Source organism: Bacillus sp. 05T22 (assembly GCF_056396765.1).
In genome coordinates this window covers 1-23,390 of the sequence record NZ_JBFTMC010000034.1, presented here as the reverse complement: position 1 = coordinate 23,390, position 23,390 = coordinate 1, and the positions used below count along the sequence as shown (strand labels likewise).

Sequence of the window (23,390 nt, the reverse complement as noted above, 5' to 3'; positions counted from 1 at the left end):
TAGAAGCATAGAGTAACAACTTCCTCTATATTTCTAGCTTATGAAGATAAACCAAACAATTTATGAATAAATTGTTTTTGATTTTGGACTGACTTGTTCAGAACAAGTTGTCCTTTTTTCATCATATGCATGGCTTCAATACCACTCAATATAGAAGTTGCAGTTTTAAACGACTGCAACCCCAACATAGAACGGACACGTTTCTTAATAAAACGATAATCTTGTTCCACTATATTATCGAGATACCTAACCTTCCATATCTTTATGCCTTCGGGCATAGGTTTCTCTTCTTTCAACCTTTGAATCGCTACAGGATAGGCAGGGTTTTTATCTACTGTTATCACACGAGGTTTAGAAATGTACGAAAAGGCCAAGGCTTTCTTGAAAAAGCGCTTGGCTGCTTGTTTATCTCTTGATTTGCTTAGATAAAAATCAATGGTATTCCCTTCTGAATCAACGGCACAATATAAATACATCCATTGCCCTTTCACTTTAATATAAGTTTCATCGACTCTCCATGAATCATTTGGTGATGTAAGATGATGTCGTGCTTTCTCTTCTAATTGAGGTCCATATTGATGAACCCATCGCATAATCGTTGTGTGAGCTATGGATAAGCCTCGTTCCTCCATCATTTCCACCAGGTTACGGGGGCTCAAATTGTACCGTAGGTACCACCTTACTGTTAATTATATGAGTTCCGGCTGATACTGCTTCCATTTGAACAAATCTTCTTTTTCCATATCGATCACACACCCTTTTCCAGGGTAATACTATCAGTATGTCCAAGCTTAGGAGATTACTTGCAAAAGTTTTAGAGTTTTTGCACCAGAACCCTTTTTTCTTAGCATATTTACAACATGGAGACTATTGAGATGACTCTTTCAAATATTTACAATTGACTTTGATTGCGCTTACATTTAGAATTGTAAATTGGATATATTAACATAATTACCCTTTATTTAGAAAAAGGGGAGATGGTATCATGATGTTATTTCTTTGTATAATTTTAATAGGAGTTGCACTTAGTTTAAGAATAGTAGCTTTAAATATTATAAAACGCCAAGAAATAGAAGCCATGTACGTTTACTGCTCAAAATGCAATAAGAGAATTAGAAAAGGGAATTCGGCTCCTTATTGTTCAAAATGCAACTTGTTTTTTTAATACAAAGGAATGTATTAAGTTTTAAATAAATCAGTTCTAAAAACTGGGTTCTGGTGCAAAAACTTTAATATACGTGTAAGTAATCTCTAACACCTGGACATACTGATCCTATTACTCTAGAAAAGGTGTGATCGGTATGGCAAAGGAACATGTATTCAAGTGGAAACATTATCAGCCTGATGTTATCTTATTAACGGTAAGATGGTACCTACGGTACAATCTCAGTTTTCGTGATTTAGTCGAAATGATGGGGGAACGGGGCTTATCCATAGCTCATACAACGATTATGCGTTGGGTTCACCAATATGGTCCTCAGTTAGATAAGAGAGTTCGTCGTCATCTTAAGAAAACGAATGATTCTTGGCGAGTAGACGAGACGTATATTAAGGTCAAAGGAAAGTGGATGTATTTATATCGTGCAGTTGATTCAGAAGGAAACACCATTGATTTCTACCTAAGCAAAACAAGAAATCACAAGACTGCAAAGCGTTTCTTCAAGAAAGCTTTGCAGTCTTTTCATGTTTCACAGCCTCGTGTGATAACCATCGATAAGAATCCCGCCTATCCTATAGCAATTGAAGAGTTGAAGAATGAAAAAAAGATGCCTGTAGGCATCCAAATAAGGCGAGTGAAATATCTCAATAACATCGTGGAACAAGATCATCGGTTTATTAAAAAGCGAGTGCGTTCGATGTTAGGATTCAAGTCATTTCGTACAGCCACTTACATACTGAGTGGCATAGAAGCGATGCATATGATGAAAAAGAAGCAACTTCATCAAGGGGTAAAGTCTGCCCAAAATCAAAAAGATTTTATTGATAAATTGTTTGGTATCGCTGTAGCTTTGAAATAAAGTTCGATCAAAAATGCCTCCTAAACCCATATTTTACGATAAATCAATAAAATCCATTTTGAAAAAAGTTTGATCAAAATGGATTCTTCTCCAGCAGAATTAAAATTGGTCTTTATAAAAAAGTTTAATCATTTTTTGCCTTTGTTACTCAAACATCCTACAAATAATCCAGGCTATTAAAAATCAGAATGAATCCAACTATACACATAATCCACGAAAGGGCTGATCCTGTATTATTAGTAATTTTCACTCGAAGATTCTCGAGAGGTGTTTGCATCCACCGCCCAAACAGGAGATAGGAGAGAAGTAGCACGAGGGAAGGCAACACCATGATAAAGTTGTATCCCGCTAAAATAGAAGACCACTCCACCCACGATAGATTAGAAGTAGTCATTATGCCAATTGCTCCAAAATAAGGGAATGCAGCACCTACTTCAATTAATGTAGTAGTGAATCCCAGAGCAACCATTGAAAAAATGCTTTTTGATTTTGGTGCAGGTAGGTCTGAACTTTTCTTTGTTGGAACATAAAAACTTGCTATGAACAATATCAGCCCAATAATAAAGAACGTCCAGCTTACGATTCGATTTTGAAATATGCCAGAAATAATCTCAAGCAAGAAATCTAATCCTAACATAAGTGAAACTCCAACAGCAAAATACAATCCTGCTATTGTCAATAAATAAACCAATAAACGTTTGGTAAGTCTCTCTTTATCGATTAGAAGCAAATAAACTGTTACCCCTAATATGGTAGGGCTTAGCATGTCCAATAGGGCCAATCCCCCTATTAGGAGAAGTAGCTCTGTACTCACCATTCTCCCCCCTTATTCCTTTTGAGAATTATTCTTTTTAGCCATAAAAATGGTATATGCCTGATCCATAAACTCGAGCACATCCTGGTCAATTGGATATAATCTCAGTTTCTCTGATTGCTTTGGCGACATCCTTATTTCCCACAGTTTATCTAAAAATTCATCCTCACCTTCAAACTCCTCTAAGCGCTTTTCATCCATCCTTCTAATGATATTTTGGACTTTGGTTGCTTTGGGGCCGTCTTTCATATAGCGCTTTAACTGACCTATCAGAGCAATCCATTCGAGTGAATCAGAGCTGTTACTTGTCATATTGGGAACCTTTTCCCATAGTTTTATTTCTCTGTCTTTAAATACAGTTTCACGATAATACTGCTGTATTTCTTTATCTTTACTGGATAATTGCATAATCTTCTGAATCGCGATCCAGTCTTCTTCTCCTTCTATCGCGATTCCATGTATCATTTCCCGTAAGGATAATTCTATTTTCTTTAAATTTTCCTGCTCTTTTATTACAAAAGATAATTGGCTCTTTAAACTATCTGACCAATCCCAAGCGTTGGAACCTAGCATATCTTTAATCTCATGTAACGGAAATCCAACCTTTTTTAAAAATTGAACCTGGTGTAGTTTTTTTATTTCCTCATTGGTATATAAACGATGGCCACCCTCTGTTTTGGATGCCGGTTTTAATAAGCCGATTTGATCGTAATAACGCAGTGTTCTTACTGTAACGCCTGTCAGCTTCCTAACCTTATTAATATGTATCAACCGATAAACCTACCTTCCTGTATATTAAGATTCTATCGTCAACGACTGTTTTCTTCATTCCACATTTATTCTTCTTTACCCAAAAAAATTTTAAGCAAGTATCCTGCTCCTAAGCCAACCAGTACACCAGGAAATGCATTATCCAGTGTCAGGCCAATACCTGCACCTATAATGACGCATCCATAAATAATAATATCTCCCTGTTTCATATGAAAACCTCCTACCTTCCTAATCTCTCTTATTCATATATACCTAAATATATAAATGCAAATTATAAAATCCTTCTTTCTAGGTGAGTGAGAGCATCTGTTCATACATAGAAGCGGTTAAATCTTTTTCCTGTGCCCCATGCCAAGCGAAAACAAAGAGGAAAAAACGAGTACAGGTCATCTTTTGTTATTCATAGTCGTGACTTATATGTCGAAAAATCAAAATGGATATATAGTAGTTACTTATCAGTATACAAAATGACGCGACGTAAACTTCAAGTTTTTTTAGAATGTTTTTAATTTTCATTAGCAAATCTATATAAAACTTGAAATTGACGTGACGTTACCTTCTATAATGGTATCCAACGAGAGGAGTGTTAAAAGATGAAGAAATACTTTATTGTCATATTGGCTATTCTTACTGTAATGTTTTTAAGTGCCTGTACGGCAGATTCGGAAGGTGAAGACATTCAAATGGCTTCACTTAAAAATGTTGATACTATTCACATAGATCATGGAAGCACGAAGATAAATGTAGTATCCGCGGATATAGATGAAGTGGAAGCATACTTACTTTTAAACGACAATGGTCCGGGGATTTTAATGAATAAGGAGAAACGAAAAATAATAATTCGAGTGAAAAATGATATAACCCGTCTGGTTAAAATCAATCGGATGCCCCAATTGGAAGTTCGAATTCCGACTAAATTCAAAGGGGAAATCATAGTCGATGGCACTTCTGGCAGCGTCGTTGGTAAGGAGCTACAAACGCACAACCTGCGAGTTAATGGAAGTAGTGGTAACGTAAAACTTGACTTCCTTCACTTCCATAGTGAGGTTTACGTTACTACAACAAGTGGGAATGTGGACGTTTCCTTGAACGGGGATGAACCAGATGCCGAGCTACTCCTCAAATCCAACAGCGGGAGACGTTCAGTCGCCTTTGTATTGGATAATCATCAACAGGGTAAAAAAGAAACAAAAGGAACATCTGGGAGCGGGGATCATAAAGTGCAATTGGAGACCTCTTCGGGAAGTATATCATTGAAATAATACAGGTACTATTTAAGATAATAAAGGAAATTTCTCTCTGCCATCTATCTATAAACGTGAAAATTCAATTAAGTAAAAGAGTGGTTTCGTTCCAAGTCTGATAAAAATTCATGCTGACGCTTCATTTTGATACCCTTAATCTCGTTGATTTACCCAATGATGAAACATCTTGAATCTTCAACTAAGGCTGATAATCTGGACCTATACCTGAACCTCGGCCATCTTTAATCCACTTTTCAACTTCAGATGTTCTTTTTCTTTTGGACATAAAAACACCCCTTTAGACAAAAATATCTAAAGGGGTAAAACGGTGCAACTTTTTTATAAACGGTATAACTTTATTCAAAACGGTACATCTTTTTTACAAACGGTACGACTTTATTTCAAATCTACAATCGCATCATAATCTGTAATTTAGTAGGAAATTCAGGTCCTACTTTTTTTATAATTTATTTTTGCACCAGAACCCTTTTAGCCAATTAATTTAAAGCATCATTACAGCTCTTAAGAACACAATTCTAGTTCATTAAAAAACAGTAGATTCATATCAAATACGCCATCCTTTCCTATAAATTAACAGAAAGAATAGCGTATTTTCAATTTTAAGGAGGGGGGTGTTAGCTTGATAGCAATATAGCAATCCCTCCTAAATATGATATTAATCATATTGATATATCCTACGATCTGTCACCTGAGCAGATACCAGATTCCTGTAATGCTCGCTACTCTCCATTAGTTCCAGATGCGTACCCATATCAACGATTCGTCCCTGATCCAATACATAAATCAGATCGGAATTCATGATTGTACTTAACCTATGGGCAATAATAATCTGAGTACAATTTAAAGTTTTGAGGTTATCCGTAATCAACGCTTCAGTTACAGTATCAAGTGAACTAGTTGCTTCATCCAACAGGAGAATTTTTGGACGATTGACCAGTGCCCGAGCCAACGCAATCCGCTGTTTTTGCCCACCCGACAAATTCGTTCCCGATTCTGAAATCAGCGTATTGTATTTCATCGGCATATTCTCTATATCAGAGTGGACGTCCACAAGGTGTGTCCCCCACAAAACATCTTCTATTGTTGCTTCTGGAGCATGAATGGTAATGTTGTCATATACCGTGCGATTAAATACAAAATTATCCTGAAGCACAATACCTACCTGGCTCCGCAATGTCTTCCGCTCAATTTCCTTCATGTTCACATCATCAAAATAAATCGCTCCTTCCGTTGGTGCGTATAACCCAACAATCAGATTAGCAAGGGTGCTCTTACCTGACCCTGATCGACCAACCAAAGCAATCCGTTGTCCAGACTTAATTGTCAGATTGATATCCTTCAAGATATTTTCTCCATAATCGTTATACTTGAAGTTTACATTCTTAATTTCAATATGTCCGCTTAGCTCTGGGTTTCGGGACTCGTCTAAGTCTCCTCTACGCTGTTCCTTCTCTTCCCCTTTTTTTTCATTCATAACATCATAGATTCGTTCCAGCAGGGTATCTACCATAACAAAATCATTTAACATCATGGCAAGAGAATTCAAGGGGCCGAGGAACATCGCTGCTAGTGATTGAAATGAAACGAGCATACCGACTGTTATATTGCCCTGCATCATTTGAAAGAGACCTACCAAGAGAATTAACATTGGCGTTAAGAAATTAATCCCGGCGCTAACTGTGTTCACTTTTGTCTGATAATACGCCTTCTCCTTTATAGCTTTTAACTGACGCGTAAATAGTCCCTGCCATCTTTTTTCAGCTATCTCTTCAATCCCCAAAGATTTGATTGTAGATATGCCTTCTAGTACCTCTGTCATAAAAGAACCCGCCAGACTCTGGGCCGCAATCTGTGTCTGCGTCAGTTTTTTGAATTTACTACGAGTATAAAAGAAAACACAAAATTGTAGGATTCCTAAGAACAAAAGTGCGAGAGCGACGATTTTGGATTGAACAAAAATAACACCAAAGGTCACCACGACCAGAAAAATATTGATGATGGTGGAAATAAATTTCTGGGAGATCAACTCCCGAATAGTCACATTACTATTAATCCGCAACATCATATCCCCACGGGAACGCAACTCAAAATATTGGTACGGCAAATATAACATATGAGAGACAAAGCTATTCGTGAGCTGATTATCCAGTCGTTCCTGTAGTTTAACAATACATATGTCCTTGAAGTAAGTGAAACACAGCTGAAATATGGATAGGAAAATAACCCCTACGATAAGAACAGGAAATAATGAATATCCCCCGTCCTTAACCGCAGAATCCACAGATCTTTGCATCAAAAAAGGAAAAATAACTGATATAATTTGCAATCCGAACGCCAGTAGCATTGCCCATACAAAATATTTCTTATTATTCACAATTAACTCTTTGAAGTACGTCACTTTGTTATACTTTTGTTCGGTTCCGACCTGAAAACTATCATCTGGATAGACCAGTAAAAAGATATTAGAATATTTTTCAGCAAAATCCTGTTCATTAAGCTCTAATCTTCCTAATGATGGATCAACCACAACATAACGATTTCCAGGTTTGACACTTTCCAAAACAACGAAATGTTTATTCTCCCAGTATAAAATGGCAGGTGTAAAATCATTACTCAAAACATCATATGATGCTTTTTTGGCCACAGACTTCATGTGATATGTCTGTGCAACTTCCTTTAGTTTCAACATGGAAGTTCCGTCCCGTCCGTTTCCCACCGAAACGAAACGTTCCTTCATCTTGGAAAAATCAGCCTCAAATCCATAATAAGCAAGGATCATATGAAGACAGCTAGGACCACAATCATACTGATTCATCTGAAGCTTAACTGGTACCTTCCTGCCGCGCTTGAAATGGTTGAGTAGGCTTGTCCATTTAGGCATTGTAATGCTCCACCTCAAAGCTAAGGTACTGAGACTCAGATACTTCCCCTGGCCCTTCAACTAACATCACCGAAGGCAACTGACGATTGTACAGGCGAAGTAATTGGTAGCCGATACCTGCTAGTCCCAACATTAGGCCTGGAATTTGCTGTCTACCTGGGATGCCGCATTTCCAATTATTACCATTTTTTTCTATTTCTTTGAAAATATGATTCGCCATTTGTGAGACGAAAGTATTTAATTGATCGCTATCAAAATAATCTGCACCCAGCAAAATCAACTCAAGATTGCCCATATCACCATGACACAGCGAATAACTAACTTCTGTAAATCCATCCTTCATGGTTTTTTCTATAGATTTACTAATATCACGGTTTACAATCTCCGATTTTATACAGCGGGCCATACCGATTCTAGCAATTCCAACTCCTGGTGCCCCATTACACCAGTACATAACAAAATGATTATCGAGAAAATTCCCTTCTGAGAATCTTAAATCTTTCCAGTTATTCTCTTCTGGACAATATAGGCTGTTCTCATATTCAATTCCTGCCATACAAGCATCCAGATATCGGTGGTCGCCTGTTCCCTCATATAAACGTGCTAAGCTCAGACAGATTCCCGCGTTGCCATGTGCGATTCCACTCAGTGGAATCTTATTCATGGATGAAGTGACCCAAGCAATGCCACTGCGCATAGATTGAGCTTTGCTTAGCAAATGTTCCCCGCATTTCTGAGCAATATCTAACGCTTTATCTAAATGGAATAATTTATGTATATCTAGACAGACCATTAAAGTCCCTGCACAACCCGCAATCATGTCCAACTTATCATCAGAATCAATCATCTCTTCCAAACTTTCCATTAATTCTATTATCCGTTCATCCATAACAGGCTCTCCAAACAGTTTGGCTCGATGCAATAATACGTATAATAGAGAACCGTACCCCGTAAATACGGAGATATTCTCGTCTATTTTCTTCTGTACCATTTCCCAAGCTGTGTTAATACATTGATCTGCAAGTTGGATATATTCCTTATCACCAGTTTCCTTGCCAAGATAAAGAAGGAAGTAGGCAATCCCTGTAACCCCATTATAGAGCCCTAAGTCTGAAGACTTATAAATAAGTTTTTCATTGGCATCCATGCCCATACCAATCCAAGAGACTGTCTGTCCATCATCTCCATGAATAGCAATACTTTTAATATAATCACCAATTCGAACTGCTTCTTGCAAATATCTATCTGTATTGGCTGGGTCGACCATTTCTGTTTGCACTTCCTCCAACTTTACACTATCCGTGATTTTTTCCATCGTATGTGTCTTTTCCAATAAATATTTAGTTTGAACGACACGCTCAATAAATTCCCATTGCATCTCTAGGTCTTCTTCATTCATCTTCTGTATCTTGTTTTTGGTCAAGGTCAGAATATCCTGATCAAATACCTCCTCAATCGGCAAATTGTCTTTATGATGAGTGAGACTCTTTTTACCAATTACAGTTTTAAAAAGTGGAACGTCTCCACGAAGTAAATCATAGCATTCGTATTTTATAGACTCCTCGCGACCTTTATCATATTTGTAAATCATCCACATCATATCGAACAGGCGTACTTTATCGAGTCCATCTTTCAGGTATAGTGGGTGTGAACTTGCTTCAAGCAAAGAAAAATAGCTAACGGTCGGCCGAATGATTGTGCGAACGGTACAACCCTCGAATAACTCATTCAGCAAATTGATAAATTCTTGACGATTCTGCATAATTAATCGATAGCATTGAAAAAATCCGCTTTTAATTTGAAGTTGATAGTTTTCAGGAGTAATTGGTTGTTTCTGGTAAGAAGGAAGGTGATTAAATCTGGCAAGCTCGACTTTTCCTCGTTTAATCTTCATCATATCAGTATTCTTATGAAGAACTTCATAAGTATTCATGACTTGAACAGTATCTCCAGCCAATCCACTCAGATCACTATGGTACAGGGAAGTTGGATCTAATATCGGTAACATGTTTGTTTTTAATACCGAATCATTCAAAATAAGCGATGTTTTCTCCAAAGCAGAATTATGACTCTTTCTCTCCATATGTGTATAAGGTTGATTATGAAACAGAGATTCTAAATCTACAAGGAAAGGATGCTCCCCTTGGGCAATAATGTTTTCCATATGCATGTCAGTCGCATTAACTGCATACAGAATGGCAAGATACTGCCCTTGTCTCTCGAAATAGTGTTCAATGTCCGCCTGCTGCTCACATTCTTGATAGGTGATAAACTCCTGCCAGCCGTATTCTTCTTTATTCAGAGTCTTAGTAATTTTAAACTTTTTACCAACGTCTTTATGATTAAACCAATCTAGAAGATGGGCAAATGCATTATCTATCGCTAAATCCCTTGGTTTATACACAATGCTCGTTTCATTGGGGAATTTTAGTAGAAGTACACTGGTGCCCCCGTTATGAGAGTCCCCTGAGGACTCAATATCTTGCAATTCTTCTAACTTAATATTAAAAAACCTTTCAATTTCTCTTCTATCTCGTATCAGCCTGCTTAGAACAACTAACATATTCTCATTAATCCGCTTAACATTTTCTGCAAGTACTCTGGCTAGCACAGGATAATCCAGCAATAATTTAAGGATATCCTCCGGATCGCTAATCTTATCCTGAACAAAATTCCAGTACCTTTGTTTAGATTCGCTTCCTTGTAACTCGTCATTCAATCTAGACTTGTTCAATTCATAAATCAGGGTTTTAGCTGAAAGGTGGAATGTTTTATCAGCTACTATCTTCATGACCAATCCAATCACTCGCCGCTTGCCAATCCAGTCTTCCTCATCCCCTAGCTGCTCTTCCATGACTTGAATCGTCCGTTTAAGGAAAGGCTTGTAAAACTCAAAAAATGGAATTTCTTCTGTATTAAAATGAACATATTTACTTAACTCACACTGAATGTCATTTTTAAAAATAGACTTTAATTCCAAATACCATTCACAATTAGAGACCTCATAGCAAAATTGCTGGGCAAAGAGTAGACTTTTAAACTGATCCATCTTCATCCCTTCGGCTTCAATACGGTCTCTTAGCAATTGCTCATCATCAGAATACTTGTCCAGCCACTTTTCCATGCTCTCTTCAGTTAGAATTGAGTCTGGATCATAGCTAATTCCAGCTCGTACACTTACGTCAAATTGTTTGTACCTCTCGTCCAGATATAATGCGTCCCCCCACCGATTATCGGCCAATAGACTATTTAAACTCATTATTTTCCCCCCAATTTTTAATTCATAGAAAAAGGTTGAGCACATAAACTGATAACAGTTATGTGCTCAATGTTTTTTACTAGATTAGCAACAAGTTGCCCAAGAAGATGGAGAGATAGAGTTATAATGACATTCATGAGTAACTGTACAAACTACACCGCTACTGTTAGCTCGTTGTGCTCCATCAGCACCTGCAACAGTCATAAGTTCTTCATCAGTAATGTCCTCAATTGCTTTTAAAGCTTCCGTGTTAAATTTTTCCATTAAAAATCGCCCCTTTGTCTAAAATATGTTTATGTACAACCTTATTAAAAAGTTACACATAGAAATAAGAAAAAAGTCTAAAAATTTTATATTTTGTAGAATTTTCTTATTTACATATTTTATTCTAACATTCAGATAATATTTTTCAAGGGAATTTTTGGTTTTTTTTAAATTTTATGGAAAAACAGGAAGCTCAACCCTAACTTTTAGACCGGTTCGTTGCTCATCATTTTTGAGAACAAGGCGTCCTTGATGCGCCTGAACAATCCTTGCTACCATCGGAACTCCCAAACCGTGTCCTTGCTGTACAGTCTGCTTCCTTTTTGATGAATAAGGTAGTTCTGTAATCTCCTTCAGTTTATCCTCCGAGATTCCCCGGCCATTATCCCTTACGATAAAATAATATTGGGAGCCGTCTTTGGACAGAGCGGTTTCTAACAGAATTTTACACCCCTGCGGGTTATGACGCACACTATTGTGGATTAAATTACTAATTGCCCGAAGCAATAATTTCTCATCTCCCATAATTTGAACAGATTCAACAGTCAGTTTCAAATCAATTTCATACCGTTCATCCAATCCATTATTTAAAAAATCCGTGGCAACCCGCCTTGCCAAAGCAGATAGCCGAATAGGCTTCAAATGCAAAGGCTGCATTTCATACTCGAGCATAGAAACCAAATTCAAATCACTTACAAGTGAACCTAGCTTTTCACCTTGGTTTCGAATAATACCAGCTTGACTCCTCTGCTCCCTTGGCAAATCTAAATTATCCTCCATTTCACTTGCGTACCCAAGAATAATAGAAAGGGGAGTCCGAATATCATGAGAAATCCCAGAAATCCAATTAGAACGCGCTTCATCTCTTGTCTTCAACGCCGCTGTCTTATTCTGAAGTTTAACAGATGCGGAATTAATACTTTGAGCCAAGTCACCAAATATACCTTGAGAATCTAACTGAACCGTTTCTTCCCTAGCAAGGTCATGAACTCCGGATACAAGAGGACGTATCCCCTTTATGAGACGTGTACCAAACAAAATTGAGATTAATAGAACTAGAGCTATATTAAAGAGTAATAGCATAAGAAGTCGCAGGGGCATCGACTTTAAAAAATCAGAAAGAAAATTAAATTGATACTTCCAGTGACTTTCCTTAGGATATCCCACCACAATTAGGCCATCCTTATTCTCCCAAGTATAGACTGGATATTTCTCAAGATAATAACGTGAGAACTTAGCTACCTCAACTAGATTATAAGATTTTGGAACATCATGAGGCAGATGAAAGTCCCATAGTACATTACCATCTTCACCGATTAGCATAGCCCATGATTGATTATTTTGCAGAGTCTTGGCTGCACGCTCATCCAAGTGATAATAGCCATCCTTCCTATCTAGTCCTTGATCAACTTGTTTAAGAACACCTTCTGGAGAAGGAGGTTTATTAATATCGGTGAACACTAACGTACCTAGCAGTACAAAATTAAAAATAAGTATAAATATTACAACAACGATTGCTACGGTGACAAACCGACGTAATATAAGAGTAATTCCTTCCACTCAATGCGCCTCCTTCCCCAGAAGTTTATATCCTAATCCTCTAACGGTGAGAAGATAGATCGGCTTGGAAGGATCCGTCTCGATTTTTTCACGAATTCGCCTAATATGAACCATCAATGTATTTTCGTAGCCGAAAATGTCATCTCCCCAAACAGCCTGACATAGGGCATCACTCGTAACGATTCGCCCCTGATTTTCATACAACTTCACTAGAATGGCATGCTCCTTTGCTGTCAATGGCATCTCCTCATGCCCCTTATATACGACAGCGCTTTCCAAATCAATTGTTTGTTCTCCTAGCTGAAAAATAGATAGACGCTTTTCCACAGATGAAGAGTATGCCCGCTTCAGAATCGCCATGAGTCGCAATACCAGCTCTCGCGGAAGAAACGGCTTTACAATGTAATCATCTGCGCCCAATCCCAGTCCGAGCAACCGGTCCTCATCTTCGCCTCGCGCCGAGACAAAAAGGACTGGCACATCAGAAAACTGTCTAATGGAGGATAGAAGTGAAAATCCATCTCCATCGGGCAGCATAACATCCAGAATCGCAATATCTGGTTCCTCTTTGTGGCATAATGACAAAGCTGAATTACAGTCAGCTGCAGTATAAATACGAAAAAAACCCTCTTTTCTCAAAAACCTTTCAATTATTATTCTGATCTCTGATTCGTCATCTACAATTAATATTTTTTTGCTTTTTAAATTATCCATACTATATCACCTAATTTTATTATACACGAATAAGGTAATTATTGTTAATTCCAAATAGATATGTCCGTTTTATAAAGAGAGTATGTGGGATAAAGCAAAAAAGGCCACCCTATTCTTAAACTTCATACTGGATAAGGATGGTCTTTCTTATTGTCATATCATGTTCTTAATTTAATACTTATAGGAACGTATTTTTTAATCCCTGTTATTTTTGATACTTCTGTTGCACTGTCTTAGGAATCTCTTCAAAATTAACCTCTTCCCAATAAGTAACGCCTCGAAGTAATGTGTAATACAACTGAACATATGCTCCTTCTCTCAATTGCTTTCCGGCTGAAAAAGTAAGTTTCTTTTCCTTTCCCTTCTCATCATAAGTGGTCAGTTCATAATCATAACGTTCACCATCTTGAGCACCAGGCCCGATTATTTTTGTATAGTAGATGGTTTTTCCTGCAGAATTCTCAGGTGTAAGCTTTTCTGGACTGAAAAAGAACATACACAAACTTGCTCCAATCACGATGACTAACGCAAGCACTGGTAATACTATTTTTTTCATCAGAAATCCCTCCTAAGTACCATCAAGATGAGACAATATCTTTGTTCTTCAACTGAAGAATAGATATCGATGCAAAAATAACAATGAAAGCTGTATTCATTACCCAAAACAGAACACTCTGTACATCAGACAGTCCTTCCTGACTTAGTGCACTCATACCAATCGTTAATAATGAAAACGGGAAAAACATCCCAAAATTAATAATATACATACCTAGACCAACGAACACACCGCACAGACTGATACCGATTGGTATAGCAAAACTGCGTATTCTCAGAGACAATCCTAATTGCAGGGCGCTAATAGATAGAGCGGCATACCACCCCTGAATTGCCCAACCGATAGTTTCTATTGGCATATTCCCAGGTAAAGAGAACAAAATACCCGCTACCCAGTAGAGTCCCATAAACAGCGTTTGTGCAAACAAGATTAAAATACCTAAAACAAACAATTTAGACAGAAAAACATTTACTACCGAAATAGGTGAAGTCATAATCATATTCCAATTTCGGTTCATGTGCTCCAACCTGCAAATATAAGAGCAGCAAATGGCAATCAAAATAGGTAAGAAAAACTCGCCGTAAAATAGGCTGACCTGGGTCCACAAGCTATACCAGCCATTTTGCAAAACACCCTGGTTAAAAAAATAATTCACACATCCAATCAGCAGGCTTATGATAGGAAGTACAGCCAACACAATAGCGATTCTAGAATGACGCAGTTTGAGCCATTCAGCAGAAATACTTCTTTTCATCAACTTCCCTCCTTAGATTTCCTGCCGGTTTACATGAATACTTCCGGCTACATAGAATAGAACTGTTATAATTAACGAGATTACTACGATCCCGAAGTCTAACGGCTGTCTCATATAGGTTCCCGAAGTTTCAGCAAATTGATAAGTAACCGGGTTGAGATCAAAATAATAAGACCAGATAAAAACGTGTCTAACGATGGCCGGAAACAATATAGCGGTCATACCGATGAAACCACCTAACATACCCATGCACAACGCGAAGGCCTGGTTTTTGACAGCTAATGAAATCCATTGTTGAAGTGCCGTAACTGCAAGATTTGTCAGCAGGGTACCCATAATAAACTGAATCAGAAACCCAATAGGTAATTCACCAGGAAAACCCTTTATCAGTCCAATCATAATCATGAATACAGTCTGAAAAAGAATACCACACAGCAGCAAACTATTGGCACATATATACTTCGCTGCATAGATTTGACCACGTCTCACATTGGTAGCAACAAGCATTTTCCAAGTCGATCCCTTGTGCTCCATATCACAAATCCGCGAGACAACAATTGCTGAAATAATCGGCATAAAAAGTCCATTCATGGAAGATACATTAAAAAAGACAGACTCCCAAACAGCGTAATCTGGATTACTAGCAACTGATTTACTGATAGACATGAAGGCCCAAAGCATCTCTACGCACAGAAACAGTATAGTCATAATCCATATTTTTTTACGACGGATTTTGAAATATTCTAGTCCTAATACTTTCCTCACAAGCTTCGCTCCTTTCCCGTCAGCTCCAGGAAAATATCCTCCAAACTTTTCTTTTGTTCCTCAATGCGAATGACAGGAACGCTATGCTCAACAAGTAACCGGTTCATTTCCGCTACATTCATGTCCTCAAGATTTCCGAATTCAAGGCGGCTTCCACTTTGGACCGGCCTGTATCCTTGAGCAAGAAGGAGCTTTTCCGCTTTGGTATTGTCTCCGGTTTTTAGAAAGATGGAAGTTCTACTTTTTTGTTGCAGACTTTCCATGCTCCCCTGGAACAACAGATTCCCGTCACTAATAATACCTACGGATGTGGCCATTTGTTCAATCTCCGAGAGAAGGTGGCTTGAAAGCACTACAGTTATTCCATAGCGTGTAGGTAATGATTTGATGAGCTCTCGGATTTCACCAATACCTGCGGGATCAAGACCATTCGTAGGTTCGTCAAGAATCAGCAGCTTTGGAAAAGCAAGCAAAGCCATCGCTATTCCCAGCCGTTGCTTCATTCCTAATGAATATTGCTCAGCCTTTTTATCTTTTTGGTTTTCCAGTCGCACGATACGAAGCGCCTCATGTATATTTTTGTCTGGTACGTTCCGCAGTCGCTGCATGACCTTCATATTTTCAAGCCCTGTTAAATGACCATAGTAAGAAGGTGATTCAATCAACGAACCAGTACGTTGCAGAATAGATGAACGATGTTGGCCCAGGTTTTCACCGAAAACTTGAATTGCTCCTTCAGAAGGCTTGATTAGCCCAAGCAGCATTTTTAACGTAGTTGTTTTCCCAGCCCCATTTGGTCCCAGGAATCCATAGATCTCTCCTTCCTGAACATGAAGATCAACTTTATTTACACAGTGTATAGTCCCATATATTTTGGACAAGTTTTGTGTTTGTATAATAGGCGAAGCGCTCATATAAAAATTCAGCTCCAATCAAATCATTTTTAGATATTTCATATCTGCTTTAAGAATAACGAATCTACCTTTCTCCATTCTAAAGAAAACCTTACATCAACCTTAAATCTTTCCTAATGCAAAACTTACAAAACATCAACAAATTGGTAAATGAGAAAAGAGGGTTCTGGTGCAAAAAATATAACACTTGTGCAATGAATCTTTAAATCTTAGGTTTCTTTGCCCATCCCTTCGAGAAATCAAGACTAAAATGAAAAATGAATAGAAAAAACAAGGTTCTTACTTTGTAGTCATATCCACGAAGTAAGAGCCTTGTTGTGGATTTGAAATAAAGTTGTACGGTTTATAAAAAAGTTGCACCCTTTTATCCCTTTGTATAAAGGGGGATTTTTGTGCATATTTTTAATTGCAAAAAGCATTTTTTCAAAAATAAATTACAATTATCTCAAGAGGTGTTGCTAATGTTACATAATAAAATTGTAGTTTGTCGAGCAGAGAAAGGTTGAAGTCAACCGCATCTAGAATTTATGATTGGTGGAACAATTCATACAAAGAAAATAAGAGAAAATTGAGATGACTTATTACGATTAACTAGCTCTGTTCGTAATGGGACAGTCACAGCTTCTCTTATTCTCAAAAAGCTTGCAGCCTATCCAAGGCAGAATAGCTTATCTGTAACTTTGCGTGAGATAGGAAGGATTGAAAGAACTTTATATACATTAGAATGGTTGCAGAGTCCTGAGCTTAGAAGACGTGTACAGGTTGATTTAAATAAAGGTGAAGCAAAACATGCATTTGCTCGAGCTGTATTTTTTAATCGATTAGGGAAAATTTGTGATCGTTCTTACGAGGATCAATTACATAGAGCAAGTGGTTTGCAACTTCTTATTTCAGCAATTGTATTATGGAATACTGTATACATATCACGTGCAGTAGATGCTTTGCGTGCAAAAGGATTGGACATTCCAGAAGAATATTTACAACATATATCTCCACTTGGATGGGAACATATTACGTTGACAGGTGATTATGTTTGGAACTTAAATGAAAAAACAAATTTTAATAATCTAAGACCATTACGAGACAAAAATCCAATAAAAAAGTAGTAAAGTAAGTAATCGGTTCCTTAACGTACAGGGAATGGTTTGATTTGTGTTCAAATTGTGCCTAAACATACATTTAAACACAATTTAGACACATTTCAAGGGTTAGGTGTACGCTAAAGCTATTTTTCAGCTAAATATGGACCATTTGGCACTGAAAAGTCGATGTTTTCTAAAAGGTCAACTGGAATATCACTTTCACTAATAGGAAAAGTAAATCGCTGTTTGTAAAGGTGTACCTTTTGGGACAAAAAATAGAACCCTTATCATAAGAGTTCTGCAACAGGAAATAACAAATATATAGAAGTAAGATAAAGAGAATTACTTATTATTGTATCGTATATATGTATAATTTAATGTTGAGAAAATGTTAAGAAATGGTTAAATAATTCTCATATGTATTATGAGGTAGTATCATATGCCCATTAACTTAAGAAAAATAAACAGCCCAAAGAAGAAAAAATGAGATGACTTCTCAAAATAAGGGTATCAAATTAGATGTGTCTAAATTGCGTCGTAACGTACAATTTTCTTTTTTTGATAAAGTGTCCCCTAATACAAAACCTATTTTTTAGGTATTCTGTACAACTTCCTTGCGCACATCAACAACAACCGTCACATAGATATGTCTAGGTTTTATCTTCTTTGCAGCTTGATAGGCTGCATATCCAGATAATACTTGATATCGTTTAGAATTATCTGCTTGTTTAACAATAATCTTTTCTGAGAACGCCTTATTTGTCTCATAGTATTGAACTTGTTTTTCAACGTCTTTTTTTTCAATACTTGCTTTCTGTGTATCCGATAATGCCCTGATTCTGTCCATCCGCATTTCTGTGGATGGATGGTACACCTGAAATGTATTTTCTTTAATGGTAATTTGAGAAGGGAATTTTGTAGGAATACATCGTCCTCCTTCGTTTAGTCTTACTTTATATACAGTGCCCTCTTTTGAAATATGAACTTCTCTACATAGTTGTTTCTTATCCCATGACCAATACTTGCGATTTGTTTCTTGATGATTTACAAGTGCGAATTGAGCACAAAATTTTTGAAAATAAGATAGAATTTCCTGTTTTGTAGAAAACAAATTTCGTTGGATAAGCTCTTGTTGTAACTGATCTTTCACGTCTTCAATTAAAAATGTTGTATCATTTTTGCAATCCGGACAAACAATTCCCATTTTGGATTGTATTTTTTTGATAGACACTATTCGCTTATCACACCGTTGACCACACTTTTGACAAACTCCATCGTATTTTGCATGTAGCTGTTCTACACGCTTGGATACAATGTGTTTAGTTTTTGAAGCTGTTCTCTCTGGCTTTTTCTCATGTACTTCGGCTTCTTTCTCTTCCTGTTTCTGTTTTAAATGAGAGCGATACGTAATATGAACAGGAGCGAAAGTATACACATCTTCCGGTGTATGGTCCATCGTCCCTCCCATTATAATTTCATTTGCATCAGCTAATGAATCTCCTGCCTCTGCAATCATCTGTAATAATTGGTTCCATTGTTCTGAACGAATTAGTGCTGTTACTTTAACTGACCGTTCTTCTTTATTAATAGATATCATTTGCTTTGTAACATCATGGAATTCTATTGCAAATAGGTATTCCGGGTCATGAGCTAAATGACGAATATGAGAAGGCTGACCTTTTACTGTAAGTTGAATCACCTTGTTCTCCTCCTTTTATGCTTTATCTTGGCGATAAACTAAAAGATTCTGTATGTATTATCCATTATATGGACTATATAGTCATCTTATCATATATAAGGGTGTTTTTGCCCATCCCCCCGAAAAGGGGGAATAAGCTTATTTAATTAGAAATTTATACGCCATGTCAAAAAGTACACTTTATGACATAGCTAAAAATCTAGACTTTTTCATTTCAAAAATACAGCTTAACCATATTTGAAATATGTCAATAGAATTGTATATATTTTGAAATGCGTATTCTTAGAAGCAACCCAAAGTCCTTATTTATAAGGCTTTTTCACATTACTTTTTTGTTATTCCCCCTTTTCGAGGGGGTGGGCTAACATACCCAATATACATTGATACTTGTTCAACTAAAGAGCAGGATAGTTGAACAAGTATAGAGGAATTAGATATTAATTTTTCATTGAGAGTGGTAATTTTGAAAAGGGTATTTCATGCAAATATCTAAGCTGTTTAATCAAATTTCAAATGAAAGGGCTGTATAAAATATGAAAACAAATGAGTTTAAAGTTACACCTGAAAAACTGAAAGGTAAGACAGTGGAAGATCTTGCTATTACTACTGATGCTGTTGTTATAAAATTTACTGATGGTACGTTTTTAGACATCTATCTCGATGAGTCTGGAAAAACATTAAAAACATCGACAAACAAGCTGGAATGTTAAAAACTATAAAATATATTCTTAAACTATAAGGTGCTTTAGTTGAGCAAAAAACTAAAAATTTTCAACTTCCGCTAACGTGAATTATGTAAATACGAAACCCCATCAGCAAGTAAACTGAAGGGGTTTTCTCTAGATACAACGAGTACTAATAAGTGGGGTTATGTTAACCTCACTTATATACGATATTCAAGAAGGATTAACCTTGTGGTACAAGGAATACAATGAATTTTACTCCTATTTTATAAAATTTTACCTATATCTTAGTGGGAGGTAACAAGTTAAATGAAGATGGTTCATTTTTATGATTACGTGATAGAAACAAATGAAATACAGACAAAAAAATATTATCTTCCTCAGCCAAAAATCGGGGATGCTGAACATTGTACATGTATTTATTGTAAAAATTTTGCTGAGCTAGTCTCTACACTTCCTCAAGAGATCTTAGACGTTATGTTTATATTCAATATAGATCCCTACAAAGATGCTCATTTGGATTATTTTTATAAAGCTTCTAATGGTAAACATATGTATATGGCTCGATATTTGTTTGTTGGTAGAATTATCAACATACCTAAGGATAAAGTAGTCACTATTTCTTATCATAACGATGAGGATTATATTACATTTGGTATTTCAGAGCTTACTAGTCGCATTTTTTATACTGAATTTAGGTGTCCACAACCTACACTTGAAATTACTGTCACAGGTTTTTTCCCTTGGCTCCTAGAAGAGAATGAGGAGTAACTCTACAAATATAGGTAAATAAAGAGACTTTAATGTAAATAACTTCTTATATCGGGACTTATGTAAAAAACTAGTATGTGTGGATTTAAAATAAAGTTAAAACGTTTATAAAAAAGACGCGATATTTTGTCTCCTTCAATTAAGGAATTCTAAATAAGGATTTGTAAAACATTTTTGGGCAAACTTTATTCCAAAGTTACAATTACGGCGGCTATTAGTGACTGGCAGAATAGGAGGAAGGATACGTATGTTTGATTTTGTTATGGGAGTCATAAGGTACATCGTATTTGAAATGATAGTAGAGGGAATAGTAGAGAGTATTAAGTGGATCCGAGATAAGTGGCAAGATTGGCGTGAAAGACGTTATTGGCGTTGATGTGAAATTGAAATAGAGACACGATGTTTTAATCAATCTTTTTTATAAAATCTTAATTCAGACTTTAAACCTGGGAATCTATTTTGATTAATTTTTTTCAAAATGGATTTTTTTTGGTTCTCACTTAATAAGGATTTTTAAAACATTTCTAATCAAACTTTATTTCAAACCAATAGTATGGATTTAGTTTTTTCTTTTTTGTTTATTGATGTTCTAATCTCTTAATTTATATTGTTTTGAATGTATACTTTTCTAGTGATTTTTAAGAAAAATGAGTAAGTTGTGATAAAGTCAATGATTAAGGGGATTTGAAAGTAAACTAATATCTAAAAGTTTACTTTCGTATTTATAATAAATAAAAAGCACTTTTTAATGTTTTAAAAGTGCTTTAACTTGATGTTGATGTGACAGAACCTCAAGTATGTAGAAATTTAAAAAAGTCCCTTCATAATGCTAAAGGGACTTTGCTCACACAAATGATCTGCACATCAATTCATTCTTGATATACAGATCATTTGTATGATATTTTTTTACATATAATTGCAATTGCTGACTAATGAACTTACATTACTGCTTTTAAAAGCTCTCCTACTAATGGGATGATTCCACCTAAGAATGATAAAACTGCCATTGCGATTGTCATATTATTTCCTCCTCTTTTTTTGTATTAAGATGTGATGAATCTTTATGCTTTTATTATAGTAAACGCTTACAATTATATGGATATATTTTTATATATAATTTTGTATATGGAGGGTAAGGTCACGAAATATCACATTTTCGCATTAAGACATGTATTGGAAATTAATTGTTCCCTAAAACAAAAAAATGAACTGAATTCTTATAGATAACTGTGGTGAGATAAAATTTTTGTTTTGGGGTACTTCAAAATATTAGGTTGATGGGCATGTATGGTGACCCCATATAGATGATTTCGTTCTGTACAGTTCTGACGACTTAGTGCAGGCTATAAATCTTTACATGCTTGAAGATATGTACATATTCATTATTGAATTTCTTAATATTAAAATGTATTATAAAAATGCGCAACTTCTAATGCAAGTAAATAGGACTATGAATTTTGAACAAATAAAATATTTTGAAGTAATATAGTTGCCGAAAAATGAGGTGGAATTAATCGAAACAGTACATATTAAATGGTATGGATCGTATAGTTTTAATGATTTTTATAATAGAGAAGAAGCTTTTAAGAAAGGAATATTTGCAATCTTTAGAGTATGTGCTGGAAAAGAAACATTTCTCTATATAGGAAAAACCCAAGGACACTTTATACAAAAGATAAGGGAACTTCATAAAGAGTGGCTGTTTGATGCAAGCGAAATAAAGATTAGATTAGGAATAATAGAATTCCCTAATGGTGAAAGTTATTCTGAAAAGAAGATAGAAGAGGTTAAATCCCTTTTGATTTTACGGCATACCCCATCAGAAAACACCACACCTTCAGTATACTATAGAGGACGGTTTAATTTAAAAATTATAAATAAGGGAAGAAGGGGCTTAATTGTTAAAAAGCTTTCCCCAGAAGATCTAGTATGGATATAAGTTGAATGGTTCTGGTGCAAATACTTAGGAAAGATATAAAGAGGCGAAAAGTTTCCTAGTGGAATCTAGTCTTAAGCAGCAATTCCAAATAGTTGATGGATGAACTTCACTTGATTTTGGACAGACTTGTCCAGTAAAACAAGTTGCCCTTTTTTACCATATGCATAGCTTCTATTCCAGAAATAATGGATATAGCTGTGCGAAAGGATTTCAATCCTAACACCGAACGAACTCGCTTTTTAATAAACCGATGATCTTGTTCCACTATGTTATTGAGATATTTCACTTGCCTTAGTTGGATGCCTAATGGCATCTTTTTTTCTTTTCTCAATTCTTCAACTGCTATAGGATAAGCTGGATWCTTATCGACTGTCACGACACGAGGCTCAGAAATATGAAAAGACTGCAAAGCTTYCTTGAAGAAWCGCTTTGCAGCCTTGTGGTTTCTTGCTTTRCTTAGGTAAAAATCGATGGTATTTCCTTTCGAATCGACAGCACGATACAGGTACATCCATTGAYTTTTTACTTTGATATATGTTTCATCGACTCTCCAAGAGTCATTGGTTTGCTTGAGATGACGACGGATTCTTTTGTCTAATTCAGGACCATACTGATGAACCCAACGCATAATCGTTGTATGAGCAACGGATAAGCATAATCGTTGTATGAGCAACGGATAAG

General features: G+C 36.2%; 20 protein-coding genes and 4 pseudogenes. 7 read left to right on the top strand and 17 right to left on the bottom strand.

All coding sequences use genetic code 11. The annotated features are described in order from the left end of the window. Window positions 1–38 precede the first annotated feature (38 nt). A pseudogene (locus tag AC1DIT_RS12815) lies at window positions 39–743 on the bottom strand (IS6 family transposase). 242 nt (window positions 744–985) lie between these two features. Between AC1DIT_RS12815 and AC1DIT_RS12810 the strand changes: the two are divergent. Further along, window positions 986–1,165: a hypothetical protein gene (locus AC1DIT_RS12810; protein WP_080118995.1), complete on the top strand. Its 180-nt coding sequence runs from the start codon at window positions 986–988 to the stop codon at window positions 1,163–1,165. A gap of 136 nt (window positions 1,166–1,301) precedes the next feature. Then, window positions 1,302–2,018 (top strand): IS6 family transposase, encoded by a 717-nt coding sequence (locus tag AC1DIT_RS12805; RefSeq protein WP_016133143.1) that lies wholly within the window; start codon window positions 1,302–1,304, stop codon window positions 2,016–2,018. Window positions 2,019–2,175: 157 nt separating this feature from the next. Here the strand turns inward: AC1DIT_RS12805 and AC1DIT_RS12800 are convergent, their stop codons facing one another. From AC1DIT_RS12800 to AC1DIT_RS12790, 3 genes are all read right to left on the bottom strand, one after another. Further along, window positions 2,176–2,835, bottom strand: coding sequence for a GAP family protein (locus tag AC1DIT_RS12800; protein WP_033671363.1), 660 nt, complete (start codon window positions 2,833–2,835; stop codon window positions 2,176–2,178). Between the two features lie 9 nt (window positions 2,836–2,844). Then, window positions 2,845–3,603: a MerR family transcriptional regulator gene (locus AC1DIT_RS12795; RefSeq protein ID WP_016133141.1), complete on the bottom strand. Its 759-nt coding sequence runs from the start codon at window positions 3,601–3,603 to the stop codon at window positions 2,845–2,847. A 65-nt stretch (window positions 3,604–3,668) separates the two neighbouring features. Next, window positions 3,669–3,812 (bottom strand): hypothetical protein, encoded by a 144-nt coding sequence (locus AC1DIT_RS12790; RefSeq protein WP_016133140.1) that lies wholly within the window; start codon window positions 3,810–3,812, stop codon window positions 3,669–3,671. A 384-nt stretch (window positions 3,813–4,196) separates the two neighbouring features. Between AC1DIT_RS12790 and AC1DIT_RS12785 the strand changes: the two genes are divergently transcribed. Continuing rightward, window positions 4,197–4,865, top strand: coding sequence for a DUF4097 family beta strand repeat-containing protein (locus tag AC1DIT_RS12785; protein WP_016133139.1), 669 nt, complete (start codon window positions 4,197–4,199; stop codon window positions 4,863–4,865). Between the two features lie 51 nt (window positions 4,866–4,916). Here the strand turns inward: AC1DIT_RS12785 and AC1DIT_RS12780 are convergent. The 10 genes and pseudogenes from AC1DIT_RS12780 to AC1DIT_RS12735 form a co-directional block, all read right to left on the bottom strand. Continuing rightward, a pseudogene (locus AC1DIT_RS12780) lies at window positions 4,917–5,133 on the bottom strand (heteromeric transposase endonuclease subunit TnsA); the annotation flags it as partial. Window positions 5,134–5,523: 390 nt separating this feature from the next. After that, window positions 5,524–7,749, bottom strand: coding sequence for a peptidase domain-containing ABC transporter (locus tag AC1DIT_RS12775; RefSeq protein ID WP_016133138.1), 2,226 nt, complete (start codon window positions 7,747–7,749; stop codon window positions 5,524–5,526). After that, window positions 7,742–11,008: a type 2 lanthipeptide synthetase LanM family protein gene (locus AC1DIT_RS12770; RefSeq protein ID WP_016133137.1), complete on the bottom strand. Its 3,267-nt coding sequence runs from the start codon at window positions 11,006–11,008 to the stop codon at window positions 7,742–7,744. Before AC1DIT_RS12770 ends, AC1DIT_RS12775 begins: the two co-directional genes overlap by 8 nt. Window positions 11,009–11,092: 84 nt before the next feature. Next, window positions 11,093–11,272: a type A2 lanthipeptide gene (locus tag AC1DIT_RS12765; RefSeq protein WP_016133136.1), complete on the bottom strand. Its 180-nt coding sequence runs from the start codon at window positions 11,270–11,272 to the stop codon at window positions 11,093–11,095. 174 nt (window positions 11,273–11,446) lie between these two features. Continuing rightward, window positions 11,447–12,832: a sensor histidine kinase gene (locus AC1DIT_RS12760; protein WP_016133135.1), complete on the bottom strand. Its 1,386-nt coding sequence runs from the start codon at window positions 12,830–12,832 to the stop codon at window positions 11,447–11,449. After that, a complete protein-coding gene (locus AC1DIT_RS12755; protein ID WP_016133134.1) occupies window positions 12,833–13,546 on the bottom strand; it encodes a response regulator transcription factor in 714 nt (237 codons plus the stop codon). Between the two features lie 205 nt (window positions 13,547–13,751). Next, window positions 13,752–14,102, bottom strand: a complete 351-nt coding sequence (locus AC1DIT_RS12750; protein WP_016133133.1) for a YxeA family protein — start codon at window positions 14,100–14,102, stop codon at window positions 13,752–13,754. A gap of 22 nt (window positions 14,103–14,124) precedes the next feature. Then, window positions 14,125–14,856 (bottom strand): ABC transporter permease, encoded by a 732-nt coding sequence (locus tag AC1DIT_RS12745; RefSeq protein WP_016133132.1) that lies wholly within the window; start codon window positions 14,854–14,856, stop codon window positions 14,125–14,127. A gap of 12 nt (window positions 14,857–14,868) precedes the next feature. After that, window positions 14,869–15,621: an ABC transporter permease gene (locus AC1DIT_RS12740; RefSeq protein ID WP_016133131.1), complete on the bottom strand. Its 753-nt coding sequence runs from the start codon at window positions 15,619–15,621 to the stop codon at window positions 14,869–14,871. Continuing rightward, the gene (locus AC1DIT_RS12735; protein WP_016133130.1) at window positions 15,618–16,535 is read right to left on the bottom strand and encodes an ABC transporter ATP-binding protein; all 918 of its coding nucleotides are present in this window, start codon (window positions 16,533–16,535) and stop codon (window positions 15,618–15,620) included. Before AC1DIT_RS12735 ends, AC1DIT_RS12740 begins: the two co-directional genes overlap by 4 nt. 518 nt (window positions 16,536–17,053) lie before the next feature. Between AC1DIT_RS12735 and AC1DIT_RS12730 the strand changes: the two are divergent. Beyond that, window positions 17,054–17,641, top strand: a pseudogene (locus tag AC1DIT_RS12730) (Tn3 family transposase); the annotation flags it as partial. 119 nt (window positions 17,642–17,760) lie between these two features. Here the strand turns inward: AC1DIT_RS12730 and AC1DIT_RS12725 are convergent. Both AC1DIT_RS12725 and AC1DIT_RS12720 read right to left on the bottom strand, forming a co-directional pair. After that, window positions 17,761–17,889: a hypothetical protein gene (locus AC1DIT_RS12725; RefSeq protein ID WP_267864844.1), complete on the bottom strand. Its 129-nt coding sequence runs from the start codon at window positions 17,887–17,889 to the stop codon at window positions 17,761–17,763. Window positions 17,890–18,209: 320 nt separating this feature from the next. Continuing rightward, complete coding sequence (locus AC1DIT_RS12720; RefSeq protein ID WP_016133128.1) at window positions 18,210–19,316, bottom strand: hypothetical protein; 1,107 nt, start codon at window positions 19,314–19,316, stop codon at window positions 18,210–18,212. Window positions 19,317–19,849: 533 nt separating this feature from the next. On the opposite strand from AC1DIT_RS12720, the gene AC1DIT_RS12715 reads away from it, so the two are divergent. The 3 genes from AC1DIT_RS12715 (at window position 19,850) to AC1DIT_RS12705 (ending at window position 22,709) form a co-directional block, all read left to right on the top strand. Continuing rightward, window positions 19,850–20,026 (top strand): hypothetical protein, encoded by a 177-nt coding sequence (locus tag AC1DIT_RS12715; protein ID WP_016133117.1) that lies wholly within the window; start codon window positions 19,850–19,852, stop codon window positions 20,024–20,026. A 282-nt stretch (window positions 20,027–20,308) separates the two neighbouring features. Further along, a complete protein-coding gene (locus tag AC1DIT_RS12710; protein ID WP_016133116.1) occupies window positions 20,309–20,770 on the top strand; it encodes a hypothetical protein in 462 nt (153 codons plus the stop codon). A gap of 1,504 nt (window positions 20,771–22,274) precedes the next feature. Continuing rightward, window positions 22,275–22,709 (top strand): hypothetical protein, encoded by a 435-nt coding sequence (locus AC1DIT_RS12705; RefSeq protein WP_016131629.1) that lies wholly within the window; start codon window positions 22,275–22,277, stop codon window positions 22,707–22,709. Window positions 22,710–22,780: 71 nt separating this feature from the next. Here the strand turns inward: AC1DIT_RS12705 and AC1DIT_RS12700 are convergent. Continuing rightward, window positions 22,781–23,390: pseudogene (locus AC1DIT_RS12700) on the bottom strand (IS6 family transposase); the annotation flags it as partial.